This is a genomic window from Spirochaetota bacterium, assembly GCA_035477215.1.
Lineage (GTDB): Bacteria > Spirochaetota > UBA4802 > UBA4802 > UBA5368 > MVZN01.
Genome location: DATIKU010000014.1, coordinates 77,297 through 93,008 on the forward strand (window position 1 = coordinate 77,297; position 15,712 = coordinate 93,008).

At 58.1% G+C, this 15,712-nt stretch carries 14 protein-coding genes; 4 read left to right on the top strand and 10 right to left on the bottom strand.

Translation table 11 applies throughout. The features are described from left to right. Positions 1 to 10 precede the first annotated feature (10 nt). The 4 genes from VLM75_02380 to VLM75_02395 form a co-directional block, all read right to left on the bottom strand. Positions 11 to 502: a peptidylprolyl isomerase gene (locus VLM75_02380; GenBank protein HSV95762.1), complete on the bottom strand. Its 492-nt coding sequence runs from the start codon at positions 500 to 502 to the stop codon at positions 11 to 13. 41 nt (positions 503 to 543) lie between these two features. After that, on the bottom strand, positions 544 to 1,020 hold the full coding sequence (locus VLM75_02385) for a hypothetical protein (protein ID HSV95763.1): 477 nt from the start codon (positions 1,018 to 1,020) through the stop codon (positions 544 to 546). After that, positions 1,008 to 1,877 (bottom strand): pantoate--beta-alanine ligase, encoded by an 870-nt coding sequence (gene panC / locus VLM75_02390; GenBank protein ID HSV95764.1) that lies wholly within the window; start codon positions 1,875 to 1,877, stop codon positions 1,008 to 1,010. Before panC ends, VLM75_02385 begins: the two co-directional genes overlap by 13 nt. Positions 1,878 to 2,058: 181 nt before the next feature. Beyond that, positions 2,059 to 3,006 (bottom strand): class I SAM-dependent methyltransferase, encoded by a 948-nt coding sequence (locus VLM75_02395; GenBank protein HSV95765.1) that lies wholly within the window; start codon positions 3,004 to 3,006, stop codon positions 2,059 to 2,061. A 169-nt stretch (positions 3,007 to 3,175) separates the two neighbouring features. Between VLM75_02395 and VLM75_02400 the strand changes: the two genes are divergently transcribed. Next, on the top strand, positions 3,176 to 4,213 hold the full coding sequence (locus VLM75_02400; GenBank protein ID HSV95766.1) for a hypothetical protein: 1,038 nt from the start codon (positions 3,176 to 3,178) through the stop codon (positions 4,211 to 4,213). An 18-nt stretch (positions 4,214 to 4,231) separates the two neighbouring features. On the opposite strand, the gene dnaE is transcribed toward VLM75_02400, so the two are convergent. Next, positions 4,232 to 7,672, bottom strand: coding sequence for a DNA polymerase III subunit alpha (gene dnaE / locus VLM75_02405; protein ID HSV95767.1), 3,441 nt, complete (start codon positions 7,670 to 7,672; stop codon positions 4,232 to 4,234). 194 nt (positions 7,673 to 7,866) lie between these two features. Here dnaE and VLM75_02410 point away from each other — a divergent pair, with 194 nt between their 5' ends. The 3 genes from VLM75_02410 to VLM75_02420 all read left to right on the top strand — a co-directional run bounded on the left by VLM75_02410 (position 7,867) and on the right by VLM75_02420 (position 9,832). After that, positions 7,867 to 8,031, top strand: a complete 165-nt coding sequence (locus VLM75_02410) for a Trm112 family protein (protein ID HSV95768.1) — start codon at positions 7,867 to 7,869, stop codon at positions 8,029 to 8,031. A gap of 92 nt (positions 8,032 to 8,123) precedes the next feature. Further along, positions 8,124 to 9,263 carry a SurA N-terminal domain-containing protein gene (locus VLM75_02415; protein HSV95769.1) on the top strand — a complete coding sequence of 380 codons (1,140 nt, stop codon included), beginning with the start codon at positions 8,124 to 8,126 and terminating at the stop codon, positions 9,261 to 9,263. A gap of 104 nt (positions 9,264 to 9,367) precedes the next feature. Next, the gene (locus VLM75_02420; GenBank protein ID HSV95770.1) at positions 9,368 to 9,832 is read left to right on the top strand and encodes a chemotaxis protein CheX; all 465 of its coding nucleotides are present in this window, start codon (positions 9,368 to 9,370) and stop codon (positions 9,830 to 9,832) included. Positions 9,833 to 9,834: 2 nt separating this feature from the next. Here the strand turns inward: VLM75_02420 and VLM75_02425 are convergent, their stop codons facing one another. From VLM75_02425 to VLM75_02445, 5 genes are all read right to left on the bottom strand, one after another. After that, positions 9,835 to 10,695: a tetratricopeptide repeat protein gene (locus VLM75_02425; protein HSV95771.1), complete on the bottom strand. Its 861-nt coding sequence runs from the start codon at positions 10,693 to 10,695 to the stop codon at positions 9,835 to 9,837. After that, the gene (locus VLM75_02430) at positions 10,692 to 11,426 is read right to left on the bottom strand and encodes a hypothetical protein (GenBank protein ID HSV95772.1); all 735 of its coding nucleotides are present in this window, start codon (positions 11,424 to 11,426) and stop codon (positions 10,692 to 10,694) included. The genes VLM75_02425 and VLM75_02430 overlap by 4 nt, the downstream gene beginning before the upstream one ends. Positions 11,427 to 11,459: 33 nt before the next feature. After that, a complete protein-coding gene (locus tag VLM75_02435) occupies positions 11,460 to 12,347 on the bottom strand; it encodes a hypothetical protein (GenBank protein HSV95773.1) in 888 nt (295 codons plus the stop codon). A gap of 87 nt (positions 12,348 to 12,434) precedes the next feature. Continuing rightward, positions 12,435 to 14,150, bottom strand: coding sequence for a 6-hydroxymethylpterin diphosphokinase MptE-like protein (locus tag VLM75_02440; protein ID HSV95774.1), 1,716 nt, complete (start codon positions 14,148 to 14,150; stop codon positions 12,435 to 12,437). A gap of 21 nt (positions 14,151 to 14,171) precedes the next feature. Further along, positions 14,172 to 15,650 carry an HDOD domain-containing protein gene (locus tag VLM75_02445; protein HSV95775.1) on the bottom strand — a complete coding sequence of 493 codons (1,479 nt, stop codon included), beginning with the start codon at positions 15,648 to 15,650 and terminating at the stop codon, positions 14,172 to 14,174. Positions 15,651 to 15,712 lie beyond the last annotated feature (62 nt).

Here is a 15,712-nt window from a genome sequence, read left to right on the forward strand (position 1 = left end):
GCGGGGGGTATCAGCACGAACAGCCCGATTTGCAGGAATCGCATCCATCGTCCCCGCACGCGTCGCCGTATTTAACGGTATCGTTGATCTCGAGGAGCTTGATATGGAAATGCAGGGTCTTTCCCGAGAGGGGATGGTTGAGGTCGATCGTCACCGTATCGTCGGTGATTTCGGTTATCGTGGCGGGTACCCGCGCCCCGTTGTCAAGCTGTACGCCGATGGTCATGCCGATTTCCGGTTCGAACTGTGACTTTACGTCCGCCACGGGAAAGCGGTGGAGGAGCGAATCGTCATAGTCGCCGTACGCCTCTGTGGGCGGCAGGACGATATCTATCTCGTCGTCGATCTTCATTCCGGCCACCGCGCTGTCGAAACCGGGGATCACCATCCCCGCTCCCAGCTGGAACTCGAGGGGCTCTTTGTCGGCCGAGGTGTCGAAGACCTCTCCGTTCCCGAGAGAACCGGTATAATGAACGACCACGTATTTTCCGTTTTCAATCATGAGTATTCTCCTGTTATTTTAAGTGCGCCGCAACTCCTATCTCACCAGTCCGTCATGTCGAATTTCCAGTACGGCCCTTCCTTTACAAACGAGAGTTCCATGCCGTTCTGGGCCGTCAGTGTCGCCCTGGCGTCGTTTATTTGACTCTTTAAAATACCGCTGTCGAGCGCCCTCCCCATGGCGTCCTCATTCAGGGTGCGCGCGAGGCGCATCTGCAGCGCCAGATAGGCGGTGGGCGACAGGCCCGCAAGCTGTCCGGCGCCGACTCCGAACTGTTCCGCCATCTTTTCGCGCTGGCGTTCGTTCATTGTCGCGATCAGGGCGGTCATGGTGTGTATCCTGCTGACGCTTTCCCCGGAGAGCACCTCGAGCATGAGGCCGGGATCGTTCCGGTGGTATGCCTTCTGGAGGACGCCGAACGCCTCTTCGGGGGAAAGAGGGCCTCGTGGCGAGCATGCCATCGTAAGAATGAACGCGGCCGCAAGCGTCGCCGCGAGCGTTCTGTTCAGTATATGCATGCGAATTTTCCGTTCCTTTCATCTATTATCATATTGTCGATCAGCCTGGTGGAGCCGAAAAAGGCCGCTATGGCGAGTACGCTTTTGCGGTTTATTTCGTCGGCGGGCTGCAGATCACTATAGCGCACCACGCTTATATAGTCAATTTTATCAGGAGAACCTTCCGCAAGAACCCGCCCGACGGCATCCATGATGTTCGATGCCGAGCGTTCGCCCGAGGCGATTTTATCCGCGGCCCTTTTTAAAGAGCGATTTATGCAGAGGGCCCTGCGCCGTTCGTCGGCACCGAGGTGCTTGTTCCGCGAGCTCATGGCAAGGCCGTCGTCCTCGCGCACCGTCGGCGCTATGACGATTTTCAGAGGGAAATTGAGATCGGCCGCCATCTTCTCGAGGCTGACCGCCTGCTGGATGTCCTTCTGGCCGAACACGGCGACATCGGGTAGCACGATATTGAAGAGCTTGCTGACGACCGTAAAGACCCCGCGGAAGTGGCCCGGGCGGTGCGCGCCGCAGAGATGGTCGGTGAGGAGGTCGACATCGACGCCGGTGCGCTGGTCGAGGTACATCACGTCGTCGTTCGGAACGAACACCAGGTCCACGCCAATTTCCCGGGCGATGGACAGATCGCGTTCGAGGTCGCGCGGATAGTTCGAAAAGTCCTTCGGATCGTTGAACTGTATTTTGTTCACGAATATGCTCATCACCTGGAATCCGGTCTGTTTTCTCGATTCCTCGACGAGGCTGGTGTGGCCGCGGTGCAGGTATCCCATCGTGGGTACGAAACCGATGCTCTTGCCTTCAACCCTGGCGGCGCGGACGATGGATCGTACTTCCTCTATGGTATGCGCTGTCTTCATTGCGTTCTCCTGGCCCCGGATTCCCCGGGCGGTTTCCCGGTACTCCGGCGGGAATGCGCGCCGCTCCCGGAAGGAATGAATCTTCCGATGAATCTTCCGATGGGATCAGTCATCATCTCTGTTGTTCGAGATTAGGGCGATACGGTTTAATCTGTCAATACTTTTGATCGAGGCGTACCGGTCAGGCCTTCTCCGCTGCAACGACCATCATGTCCCCCATGTTGAAGCGCTTTGCCGCGAAATCGGCCGCCTTTCTCAGAGGGGATCCCGGCCTTCCGAATCCGCTGCCGTAAGTGCTGCAGGCGACGAACCGGAATCCGTTCACGGTCAGAAGGCGCCTCATCTGGCCTATCGAAAAGAAGTAGAGGTGTTCGGGGAAGTTATAGTATCTCCAACTGCTCCCGAACAGGCGCATGAAACTCGCGCCTCCCGCCCTGCAGGTGGAAAGGTAGAGCCTTCCGCCATCGCCGAGATCTCGATGTATCTTTTGAAGAAAGAGGTCGGGGCGGTGCAGGTGTTCTATGGTCGCCCAGAGGGTAATGAGGTCGAACCTGTCGCGGTATTTCTTTTCGAGGTAGTCACAGCGCGTAACGTCGAGCTTCAGCCGGTCGCGCGCAAACGCCACGCAGCTCTCGGAGATGTCGATGCCCGAAGCGTTCCATCCGCGGGCCGCGAGCATGTTGACGAAGTAGCCCGCGGCGCAGCCGATGTCGAGCGCCCTGCGGGCTCCCCGCAAAGAGCGCTCATGTTCCGAAAAACCGAGGTCGCCGAGATTGAGGAGGAAGAGGCGTTCGATCTGCGCCCGCGTTCCCGGGGCGAAGTAGTTGTCATAGCCGCGGTCGGTCCGCCGTGTAAAATAGGCGGACCGGTAGTATTGGCCGATTTCCTTTTCGGTTGGACGGGGCGAAAGAAACCGCAGGCCGCAGAACGCGCAGCGCACCAGTGTAAACGCCTCGCCATCGGCTGAAGACTTGGTGAAAACGACCCTGCGCTTCGCCGGACCGCAGAGGATGCAGTGAGCTTCTTCCATCGGGACAAAGGAATATCCGGGCTTTGCGGTCGCGTCAAGGGATTTTCGCCGCGGTGAAAGAAAGTAGTCCGATCCGATGAAATAATCTTGCCATTTCATCGGCCGGGTGCTTTGTATCGTTCTATTATGGCATGAAGGTAACGATATTCGACGCGGGGTGCGTGTTCTTTCCGGCCCTGATGAAGGGACGCGGTTTTATCGATGGAATACCGGATTGTTATCAAAATAAAACATGGGAACATTACAATCATCCCGAAAGGTCCTTCTGATGTCCGAGAACAAGCGGGCATCGGTGAGCATCCGCGGCGCGCTGGGCAGGTTCGGTCTCGAGGTGGAGTCGCGCTTTCTGAATCTCAGCTCCATCCCCATGATTAAAAAGATACTGGCCAGGACCGGGAACACCGCGTTCATACGCACGGACCTTTTCCGGTTCATCCGCGAGGAGGGCGCCCCCTTCGCGCTGGTGATGGATTACGAGGCCGGCCTGGGGGCGGACCTGGGCGATACTGACGGCAGGAAGCTTTTGCGCACGTTCCTCATCTCGTACATCATTCTTTCGCGCGGCAAGGGATTCGAATCGCTCGGGGCCAACTTCCTGTTGCTCGGGACCGCGCAGAATATGGGGGAGATATCGAAGATCGAGCAGAACCCGCTTTCGGTGCTCGATATGATCTCGACGAGGGACACGATCGTCAATTCCTTCGTCAACGACCTGCGCGGCGACCGGCAGAGATTTCTCCGCCATTTTTTTATCAGGGGGCTCAACACCGACTCGCCCGCGGGCGGGGCCGCCGATACGGTCAGCAAGTTCATAAAGAGCGTTAACGACAGGGGCCGCCTGGCGGACGACGCGGTCGTTTCGACCGGTCTTTCGTCGCGGGACGGAGACGGTCCTCCCGCGAAGCTCATCTACCGCATTGACGAACAGCGGGTATGGGTGGACGGCGATGTCCTCGGTGTCGATTCCGGGGCGCAGTACGCCGCGCTTCGAACGGGGGAGTTTTACCTGGCCGGACACTATACCAATCGCAACCTCCGCGAGGTGGATGGGAAGCTCAAAAGCGCGATAACCAGGGGGGTGGCGACGGTCAAGTTCGAGGCGGACTCGCCCATCGTCATCAACATGAAGGATGGCTGCGTAACGGACGCCTCCACGGCGGCCTCGCTCGCGCAGATGCTCGTGCACGACCTGGGCGGCTTCGCCGGTATCCGGCTGACCGTAAACGGCGAAAACCGTAAAATTCTGGAAAAATCGACCGGATACACTCTGCTCAGGGACTATCTGCGCTACGCCGACGAGCCCTGAGGGTACGCGTTCCGTGCATCAGCAGTTGTGCGTCGAATAGCGCACCGCTTCTTCGCCGACGAGCTTCGTAAGCCCGTTCATAAACGTATCGCTCGGCGTTATTCCATAGGTATGATGGGCGCGTACGATCTTCTCTTCCCCCCGCGCCTCGCGTATGTGAAAAAACACCGGGCAGCCCCCGCGGTTTTCGACAATGACGCGCTTGATCTGCGCGAGCAGGTCCTCGTCGATGCCGACGGGGTCGAGCTTGATATGGATGGCGGCGATCGACTTGCGGCGCGTCTCCCTGAGCGACTTCACCTCGTTTACGATGATCTTCTTCGGCCTGTCGTTGTCGAACTCGACGCTTCCCTTTACCATGACGGGCTCTTCGGCGGTAAGTAACTGTTCGTATTTCGAGAGCACGTCGGGAAAGAAGAGCGCCTCTATCGCGCCTTCCATATCCTCGAGCTTCGCCACGGCGAACCGTTTTCCGTTTTTCGAAATGCGTGCCTTGAGGTCGCTTACGATGCCGACGATGGAAAAATCGCCCGATTCGCGATTGCCCCCGAGCTCGGATATGCCGGTGCACGCGAAGGTCTTGATTTCCCGTTCGTATTTCGCCAGAGGGTGTCCCGACACGTACACTCCCAGAACTTCCTTTTCGTGCTGAAGTTTCACGTTGTCGTGCCAGGGGTCGATTTCCGGAAGCTCGTCGATGAGCCCGCCCCGTCCGCCGCCGTTGCCCGATTCGAAGAGGTTCCCCTGCCCGCTGGCGCGATCCTCCTGGAGGCGCCTGCCGCTTTCAAGCATCATGTCGATTGAATGAAAAAGCCGGGCGCGCACGGGGTGGATGGAATCGAAGGCGCCGGCGCGCACCAGCGATTCCATGGCTCCCTTGTTAACGGCCATCAGGTCGATCTCTTCCAGAAAATCGTCCAGTGTTTCGAAGCGTTTCTTTTTGGAACGCGCCTCGACGATCGATTCGATCGCCTTTTCCCCGATGCCTTTGATGGCGGAGAGGCCGAAGCGGATGCAGCCTTTTTCCGTGGTAAAATCCTTTTTGCTGTGGTTGATGTCGGGCGGCAGGATGGCGATGCCGTTTTCGCGGCAGTCTCCCACGTATTTGATGATATCGTCCTGGTTGTCGGGCTGGAACGAAAGAAGCGCCGCCAGGTACTCGAGCGGATAATGGGCCTTGAGGTACGCCGTCTGGAAGGAGACGAGCGCGTAGGCCGCCGAGTGCGATTTGTTGAACCCGTAACGGCCGAACTTTTCGATCTGCTCGAAGATGCTCTGGGCGATCTTCGCGGGGATCTTTTTTGTCTCGGCCCCCTTAAGGAACTTGTTCTCCATCTGCGTGATGATTTCCGGGATCTTCTTTCCCATCGCCTTGCGCAGCTTGTCAGCCTCGGGGAGGCTGAACCCGCCCAGCACCTGGGAGATGAGCATAACCTGCTCCTGATAGACGATGACGCCGAGCGTTTCCATGAGGATGGGCTCGAGGGAAGGGTGTTCGTAGCGAACCCTGCCGGGGTTGCGCCTTCGGGAGATGAAGTCGTCCACCATGCCGGCGTCGAGCGGTCCCGGCCTGTAGAGCGCGTTTATCGCGATTATGTCCTCGAATTTCGTGGGCCGGAGCTTTCGTAAAATATTCTGCATCCCCGCGCTTTCAAGCTGAAATACGCCCCTGGTGTTCGCCTTCTGGAGCAATGCGAACGTCGTCCGGTCGTCAAGGGGCAGGGTGTTGAGGTCGATTTTCACACCGTGGTTTTCCGCGATATACTCGACGCACCGCGTGATGATGCTCAGGTTTTTGAGGCCGAGGAAGTCCATTTTGACCAGGCCGGCGGCCTCGAGCGTCCCCTTGTCGTACTGCGAGGAGACGCTTCCGTCTTTCATGTCCTTGTAGAGCGGCACATACTCCGTCAGCGGATCGCGCGAGATGACGACGCCCGCCGCGTGCTTTCCGGCGGAGCGAACCAGCCCCTCGAGCGTCAGCGAAATATCGACGAGCATTCTGCCCCTGTCGCCGGCGGAGCGGATATTCTTAAAATCCTCCGACGCCTCCAGGGCCTCCTTGAGCGAATCCTCGGTTATGAGCTTGCTGATTTCGTTCGCCTCGGCGAAGGGGATGCCCAGGACCCTCGCGACGTCCTTGATGACCGCCTTGGCCTTCATCTTGTTGAAGGTTATGATCTGGCTTACGTGGTCGTTGCCGTATTTCCTCCTTACGTATTCGATCACCTCCTCGCGGCGATCGGCGCAGAAGTCGATGTCCATGTCGGGCATCTCGTTGCGGTCCGGGTTGAGGAAGCGCTCGAAGAGGAGGTTGTAATCGAGCGGATTGAGGCTGGTAATCCCCAGGCAGTACGACACCATGGAGCCGGCGGCCGAACCGCGACCCGGTCCCACGGGGATACCCCTGGCCTTGGCGTAGTTGATGAAATCCCATACGATCAGGAAGTAGCCCGAAAACTTCATCCCGGTGATGACGCGAAGCTCGTAATCAATGCGGGCCGCCACCTCCCCCGGTATCCCGGCGCCGAAGTGCATCCTCGCTCCGTCGAGAACGAGCTGCCTGAGGTAGGAGTCGAGGGTGAAGCCCTCGGGCACCACGAAGTTCGGAAGGATCGGGTTATTGAGTTCCAGTTCGAGATCGATCATCTCGAATATCTTGTAGGTGTTATGAAGGGCGTCCGGGAAGTCGGGGAAGATACGCTCCATTTCGGCCTGGTTTTTCAAATAAAACTGGTCGGAGGGGAACCTCATCCGGTTTTCGTCGCTGAGGGTCTTGCCGGTCTGGATGCAGAGGAGCACCTCGTGAGAGAACGAGTCCTCCCTTCTGAGGTAGTGGCAGTCGTTTGTGGCGATGAGGTCGAGCCCGAGCTTCGAGGCCATCGCCGCCAGTGCGGTGTTGACGGTCTTCTGTTCGGGGATGCCGTGGTCCTGAAGTTCCAGGAAGAAGTTGCCGTTGCCGAATATCTCGTTCATGCGCCCCGCGACGCCCAGGGCCTCTCTGGTCTTGCCCTGCAGGATGAGCGACGGTATTTCGCCCGCCAGGCAGGCGCTCGACGCGATGATTCCCCCGCCGTACTTTTGAAGCGTTTCGAGGTCGATCCTCGGCTTGTAGTAAAAGCCCTCGAGATAGCCGATCGAGGAGAGCTTCATGAGGTTGCGGTACCCCTCATAATCGCGCGCCAGGAGGAGCAGGTGGTACGCGGCGTCCTTGCCGCCGGAGCGCGCGTCTTTTTCGAAACGCGAGCCCGGCGCCATGTAGAACTCCTGCCCTACGATCGGCTTTATGCCTTTTTTCCGGGCTTTCTGGTAGAATTCGATCGCGCCGAACATGTTGCCATGGTCGGTGAGCGCGATGCCGGGCATGCCGAGCGCGACGGCGCTGTCGATCATGCTGTCGATTGTGAGCGCTCCGTCGAGTATCGAATAGTCCGAATGGTTGTGCAGGTGTATGAATTTCATGACTGGAATGTACCTATGCTGGGGCGAAGGGGACATAATTTCAAGCACATTAATCAAAAAAATAAAGACATATTTTAATTGACTGATTTGTCCGCCGCTTCGATACTCCACTGCGGCGGTCCGGTACGGGTGGAAGCGGCCCATCCGGCGAGGGCCGGCACGATAAATCACGAGAGGGGCGGCTTTCAATTATGATCGACACCAAACTCCTGGATATTCTCGCCTGCCCGGTCTGCAAGGGCGATATAGAATACGACGCCAAAAACGAGAAGATCATCTGCACCGAATGCGCCCGGCGGTATCCCGTGAAGGACGGCATTCCGGTCATGCTGGCAGACGAAGCCGAGCAGGGTTCGTAATTGCGTTGACAAATACGCGGAGTGGAATAGTTTCCCCCTCCTTGACAAAGGGCGCGTCGGCGCCCCCATAATCCGGTTCCTGAAGGTATACCATGTTCGGTTCCAGGTCGCCTGTCGTTAAGATCGCGGGATATGCCATCATCGGTTTCTTTGTGCTTATCATCATCATCTCTTTCGGGATGCCCGAGTTCATGTCGCCGCTCGGCATGGACAAGAGCATCGTGGCCGTCGTCAACGGCGAGAAGGTCCATCACCTCGATTTTCTCCGTTACCGCAACAGCGTGTCCCAGAGGGTCCCGGACGCCAACAGCAAGGAGATGCAGCACTATATCCTCGACAGCATGATCCGCTACCGCCTCCAGCTTCAGAAGGCGCGGGAGCTCGGCATGCAGGTGTCGGACGACAGGGTCAAGCGCGTTATCCGCGAGATGCCCATGTTCAGGGACGAATCCGGAAAATTCAACCGCCAGCACCTCGACCTGTTTCTCGATCATCACCACCTCAGTCTGAACGATTACTACGTCATGGTCCGCGAGGACCTCATAAACGAGGAGTTGGTGCGCATGATACAAAACGGCGTGGGTGTCTCGCGCGATGAGATCATCACCCGCAACGCCGTTGACAATTCCAGAATTCAGATCCGCTATTGCTACGCCTCGAATTCCGAGCTCAGGAGGCGCTGGGCCGATATCCTAAGGGTGAGCGACGCCGAGATCGACGGCGAGTTCGCGGCGAACCGGTCCGAGGTAAAGGACCCTAAAACGGACCGCGAGCGCGTTAAAACCAAGCTGGAGGACCGAAAGTTCGAGGCGAAGAAAAAGGAAATAATCGGCGAGATAGATCGCCTGTCCATGGAGGGCGGATCGTTCGAGCGGGCCGCGGCGCGCCTTGGAGGCGGAGTGCGCACCTCGTCGGTATTCAAGGTGGGCGAACCGGTGCGGGAGGCCGGAGAGAAGGGGAATGTACTTTATTCCCTCAGCGATTCGCCGCTATTCATCGGCGATTGCCTCGCGCTTAAAAGCGGCAGCGCCTCGCGGGTGATCGCTTCTTTCGACGGGCTGTATGTGTTTACGCCGGTGCGAAAGGAAGTGCCGCTCGGGGAGCCGGTCGCGGCGCAGTACGGGGCCATGGATGCGAAGCTCAGGAACGACAAAGCAAACGCCGTGTACATCAGCATGATGACGGTTTTTCTTGAAAAGTCGAAGGTCTCGAAAAATTTAAATTTTGATTGATATTGTCCGGTTTTCGTTGTAGAAATGTCGTTGGGAAATCGTGCGGCGGGGCTGCTATCGCGACGAGCGCATCAGAGGGACATGCAGAGGGAAAGAGGGCGGCTATGAACATAAACGCTGAATATGTGAATCCATTTCTTGAGGCGGCGGGGGCGGTTTTTAAATCCGTTGTGGGCGTCGACCTGAAAAGGGGCAAGCTTTCCATAAAGGAGTCCCCGACGCCCTCTCACGAGGTGGCTATTCTCATCGGTATTACCGGATCGATCAGCGGTGAGGTCGTCTACAGCATGGGATACAACATGGTCTACAAGATCGCCGAAATCCTGGCCCCGGGGCTTACCGAGGGGCAGATGAAGACCGAATACAAGGACATCATCGGCGAGCTCGCCAACATGATAACGGGCAACGCCATGAACATATTCGCCTATTCCGGCAAGCGCATCGAGATCACCACGCCCACCGTTATCGACGGCAAGAACTTCACCATCACCCACGTCAAACAGACAACGCTGGCGATAAGTCTCTACAGCCCGTTCGGCCAGCTCGAGATGAACGTTGCCCTTAAGTAGGCCTAATTTCCAGTTTTAAAATAAGTCGATTCGATATAACGCAGGTCGCGTTCGACCCGCGCCTTCAGCGGAGAGTTGCGAAAGTGTGGGGACCCCTCGTCGTTCGCCCTCTTTAAAAACGCGCGATAAACGCGCCGCGCGGTTTCCATGTCTTTAAGAGTCCTGTCTTTCTCGAACACCTTGGCCATGAGGTAGTACGCGTCGTCGACCGTTTCGCGGTCGGGATAATACCTGATTATATTGATCGCCGTTTCAAGCGCCTGGGTGCCTTTGCCGCCGTTAAGGTAGATGTTGCCCAGGAACAGCAGCGCGTCATCCGAGCGTTCGTGGTCGGGAAACTGCGAGGATACGCGAAAAAACGACTCGATGGCCCCCGGGATATTGCCGCCCATATAATGGGCCTCGCCGGTCGAATAGAGCGCCATGGGGTATTCCCCGGAGTCTTCGGCAATGGACGCGTATTCACGCACGGCCTCCGCCGGTCGGTTGGCGCTGAAATGTATCTTGCCCGCCCAAATCGACGCCGAGTCCCTGAACGGGCTTTCGGGATATTTTGATTTCAGCTCGTTGAATTTCGCCAGCGCCGCCTGGTTCATGGTGGCGTTGTACAGTTGAATTCCCGTTTTGAGAAGCACCTCGTCCGGTCCGGGTGCGCCCTTGCCGGGCTTTTCATCTTTCTGTACGGGCTCACCGGGCTTCTTTTCCGCGGGGACCGGTGTTTTAGGCGCGGCAGGCTTCTTTTCCGCGGGCGCTTCGCCCTCGAGTATGCTTCGGATTATGGCCTCGGTCTGTTGAGTGTCCCGGGCCATCAGGTACGTGAATGAGAGCAGTATGATGACGGGTATAAGCGGCAGGCGTTTCATTTCGCGATTATTCCCGTGTCCTTTTGGATTGGCCGCAGTTCCGCCGGACGGCGCTTCAGTTCTTTAACGGGCCCTGGCGCCTGCTTTTCCGACGGGGCACTGTCCTCGCGGACAAGCGGCTTTTCGGTTGGGGGCGGCGGCACACGGTCGTCGCCTTCAATGGTGCCCGGTTTAAGGACGCGTTCCGTCCGCTCATCCTTTAAAACTTCCGGCTTTTCGCCGAGACCGGGATACGGGTCCCTGCGTCTCAGGTTTTTGACATCGGAAGCGGCGCGAACATCATCGGTCCGGGCCGGTTCGGATATACGGTCGCGCAGGTCGAGGTCAGGCATCGGCGAAATAGCGCGCTCGAGGGAGGGCGGTTCGATGATGCCGTCCCCCGTTTCCGGCTCGAGCCTGCCCTGGACGGGGAATTGTCTCTTCTTGATCGTCGATTCCCTTATTTCGCTCAGAAGCTCCGAATCGAGCATCGACCGGAAATCGCCGCCGCGCTTCTCGAGTTTTATATCGATGTCGAAGACGTCGTTGGTTTCGCCCGCTATCTGGGTGCCCATTTTGCGCGCACTCTTTTTCCCGATCTGGTGCCCGATGATGACCGCAACGATGAGAAGGACGGCCGTCAGCAGAAAAAAGCTCTGGCGTATCGTTTCGGCCGTCTTTCTGGGGGTTCGTTCGATGAGGGCGTTGAGAGCGCCGATCATTCGTGAGAATATATGTACCAGTAAATTCATGATTCTTTCCGGCCTCGTTTGTGATGATTCCCGTCAGCCGTTTCTGTCAAGTATAATGACAACCCTGCACCGTTTCAAACTATTTCTTGTGGCCTGCGCCGCGAGCACCCGCCGCACGTCCTTTTCGGATATAACCGGACAGGCGTTCATACTTTTGAGCGCGACCGAGTAATAGGGGCGGTCTCCCGCCCTGCCCAGGGCGCGCGCTTCGTCTTCGGTGTAGCAGTAGGCCGCGAGGCCGTGTTTGAGCGCGAAGCGGCTGTCGATGAAAGTCCTGCCGTAGATCTCGACGCCATGCCCGTCGTAAATCGAAGGGAAAAGCATTGGCTCCAGCTTGAGGCCTCGTCCGTCCACGATGAGTCCGGTGTAATCGGTCTTGAGCGGCGTATCATCGACAACCGGAAGCTCCATTGCCGGGAAGTCCCAGTGGAGCGATCCGATCAGTCCGCCGAAGCTCAACCGCGCCTCGCAGGCGCTTTCAAGAAAGCCGGCCGGATAGCGCCTGAACCTGGTTTCCTCGGCTATCGTTTCGGAGAGGCGCCGCCGCACCGTGTCGTCCTCCCGAAGATAGTCGCCCAGACTGCGGTCGGGGTCTATTCGAATGGTCTTTATGGCGCGCAGCAGGTTTTCGAGCGAGGTCTCGCGCGCCCTGCGGTAGGTATCGCTTCGCGCCCCGTTTATGGAAAGCGTTCTGCCGTCCTCGGGATCGACCGCCGCGCCTTCGGGAGCGACCATCGCCTCGGAGCGGCCGGTCGCGCTGATGAACGATTTTGTCCAGTTTATGCTCCCGTTGCCGCGGTGTACAACGAAGTCGGCGGCGCTCGCGGGAGCGCAGACTAAAAGCAGTATGACCGTCGCGCCGGCGACTGCGGGGATGATCCTTTTTCCAGCCCTAAAGCGGCAAGCGTCTCGTTTCAGCAAGGGGAGATTCCGTTAATATTCAGTCTGGAACAACCGCGTCGCTTCAATTATCGGCCGCGCGGGAGGTCTTTTCCAGTAAAATATGCGTCAGGGCAGGTCGTCGATACGGGCGCGGCAGGATGCAAGGTGCCGCTGGAGCTTGCGTGCCGCTGCGGCAATGTCCGCAAAAAGGATGCCGGCACTTCTTTCGGCGGAAAGCTCCGCGTGCCTGGCGAGATAGGCGTTTGTCCGGCGAAGAAAAGGGCTGAAAAGCTCCGGCAGAGCCCTGGAAGCGGTATCGAGCAGTAGTTGTCGTTCCGCATCGGTAAATTCCCCGGCCGGTCTTGCCGCCAGAGAGGCCGCCGCCCCGGTTGCATCCAGCGCGTCCTCGAGCGCCGTACGCAGGGCCCGGGCGCTTCGCGCCCCAGGGGCCATGGAGCGGCGCAGTATTTCGACCGGCCCGGGGGTGCGCACGGGAAACTCATCGAGTAGCGACTCGAGCGGGCGCTCGACGGTGCCCGCGATGCGCGCGCCCTCCCCGCCGGCGTTTATTACGGGCACCGCGACTTTAAGGGCTGAATCCTCGAACCAGCTTCGATAGAGGTCGAACACGTAATCGGAGATGACGGTACCGCCTCCGCCGTACGCCTCGACATACTTGATCTTGCGTTTGCGGATGACCCGCTGATTGATGCCGTCGAGATTGAGGAAGCGCGTTGTCCGGGTAAGCCACTCCCCGTTGTGATGGGTGCCGGTGCTGTGGATTTCCCTGCCGGTGTAGGCCAGGTCCTGACCCACCAGTACGATCGGGCTGCATCCGAGATTGAGCAGAAGATCGAAGGCGCTTGTGGCCACCGAACCGCCCGACTGAATGTCCCCCGGCGGCTCGATGTGGCGCTCGACCCAGTCCATCGCCGGGGTCGGTTCGCGTCGTACTCCGCCGTCGGGCCCATTGTAGTATTTCGCCGTGGTGCTGAACATGATCTTTCCCTGATAAACGTCGGCAATGCGCGGGTAGCTCACCATGTCCGCAAGAAGCACCGTGCCGCCGGGGCGTTCGCCGAGAAAGTGTTTGATGCTGTGTTTCTGCGCGTCGATCGTCATGACGATGTGCGGCTCCACGCCGTGGCGGAGCAGCACCTTGAGGGCCGTATCAACCGAAACGATGAGGGCCCTGCCGCGGAGCCGTCCGAGCATGGAGGCGTTTTTCCGCAGCGAAGGGCCCGCGGACACTATTATGCCGGGAAATCCCGAAAATTTTCCAAACAGGTCCGCGACCCTGCCCGCGTCGAAGCTTCGGGGGAGGTTCGCGAATATGTTAGCGATCCAGCGTTCCTCGAACTCGAAGCGCGTAAGAAGGTCCGAAAGCTTTGATGAAAAATAGCGGCTGATATCGGCGACCATCGAATCATAAAAGTCTTTGCCCAGCAGGTACGACGGACGATGGAAATAGACCGCCTTGCCGCGGAACATGTCGATATCGAAGCTTTCGAGCAGGGAAGGGATGTCGCCGGGTGAGCCGATTATGTGCGCGCCTTCCAGGTTTGACGGGCACGAAGCCCGCGCGAGGCGGACGACCTCCGGGTCTTTTTCGAGGGCTATGACGGCACGGTTCGGTAAACGGCTGCGCAGGGCCGCGACATGGTAGCCCAGGCCGAGTCCGCAAACGAGTATGGCGGTGGCCCTTCCGGGGTTAAACGCGGAGGCGGCGCGCTCCGCTTCGCGCACCGGATCGTAGGCGGAGTGGATCCTGATTTCAGGCGGGCCCGCGAAAACAAGGGTTTTGGATCCCGAAGGGGTGTCGTTGACTGTGAAGCGGCTCATGCGAGACAACCGGCTCCGGGCCTATTCGGTCCGGTTAGCATAGGCCGTTTTCAGATCGGCATGGAGTTCGTCAAAGGCCGTATCTGAAGTGAGCGCGAAGCGCGCGAGCACTTCGTCCTCCGTATAATAAAGCTGGTAACGGCGGGCCTCAATGCCGCACATCATGTTGGCAAGATAGATGACGAACACGGTATCGCGGTGCTTTTCGTCGGCGTTGAGCGGCGTGTGATGGCAGCGGATCGATTCGACCAGATAATCCGGGAAGGCCCACTTCCCGGCGATCATCTCGCCTATGCTCGCGTGGCTGATTCCCACTGAAATCTCCTCCATCACCGTGGACGTCCTGATCTTCCGGTCTTTCACGATGGCCGCGATTTTATTTGTGGTGCCGAGGTCGGTCGAAAGCATGATGATCTTGCCGAGATCGTGCAGCAGGCCGGCGAGAAACGCGTTTTCGACCATCCGCGCGAGCTTGTATTTCATAGCGATCCGGCGCGCGTAGAAGGCCACCTGGTTGCAGTGGGCCCAGATCTGTTCGAAGCGCGAGTAGCGCTTGTCGAGTATCGAGCGCGCGCTGGTGGCCAGCAGGATGGCGTTCAGGTTTTTAAGCCCGATGTTCTTGATCGCTTCGGCTATTGTCTCGATGCGCTTGCCGGCGATGAAGCCCGCGGAATTGGCGAGCTTCAGCACGTCCGAGGAGAGTGCGGGGTCGAGGGTGATTTTTTCTGATATCTCGACGATGGACGATTCGGGATTCGCGCATAGCTGCCGGAGGTCCATAATATTCTTCGGAAAGGTGGGGATGCCCTCGATCTCCGTAAGGATCTGTTTTTTTATGGTGGTGGTTATCTCTCGCGGCCGCAGATCGAAGGGGATTGAGAGCAGGGTCCTTGTGTCCTTCTCGCCGCGGATGATCTTGTAGTTCTCGACACCGATGCCGGAGTTTTTCAATAAAAGAACGGTAAGCACGATCCCCAGGCCGGCTCCCTCGGTATCGTCGTAGATTTCCTCGTAGGCCTCGCTGAAGTCCTCGTAGTGGCGCGCCTTTTCCATCCGCATGCTGATGCGCGCCATCTCCTCGGGCCGAATCACTGAATTATTGAGCACCTGGATTACGAGCCCTTTTTGGTCCTTCTTCATGCTGAAGCTGACCCGGTAATCGCTGTTTTTCAGCTCAACGTCCATGATCTCGAAGTGGCTGATGACATTCTTTTTGAACATCTCGATCCCTTCGGGGTAGCGCTCGGCGTCGTCGATGTTGATGCCGATAGTCCGGAAATACACACGCTTGGCGTTGGCCTTTACGGCGTTGATGCATATCTCCCTGATTATCGTTATGAACGTATCGAGCAGGAATATATGGTCCATCCCGGCGAGGATCTTCGCGAACAGCGCGTTGATGTATCGCACCACGTCCTCGGACAGGTAATGGAAGGAGAAGCTGTAAGGCTCGCCTTTGGCCACCCTTGCGGCTGTATCGGAAGTGTTGGGAATTGCCATGTTGTTTATTGTTCCCGCAATTCTGTAATGGGTCCGCCTTCGCGCCCTGTATTGAATATCGA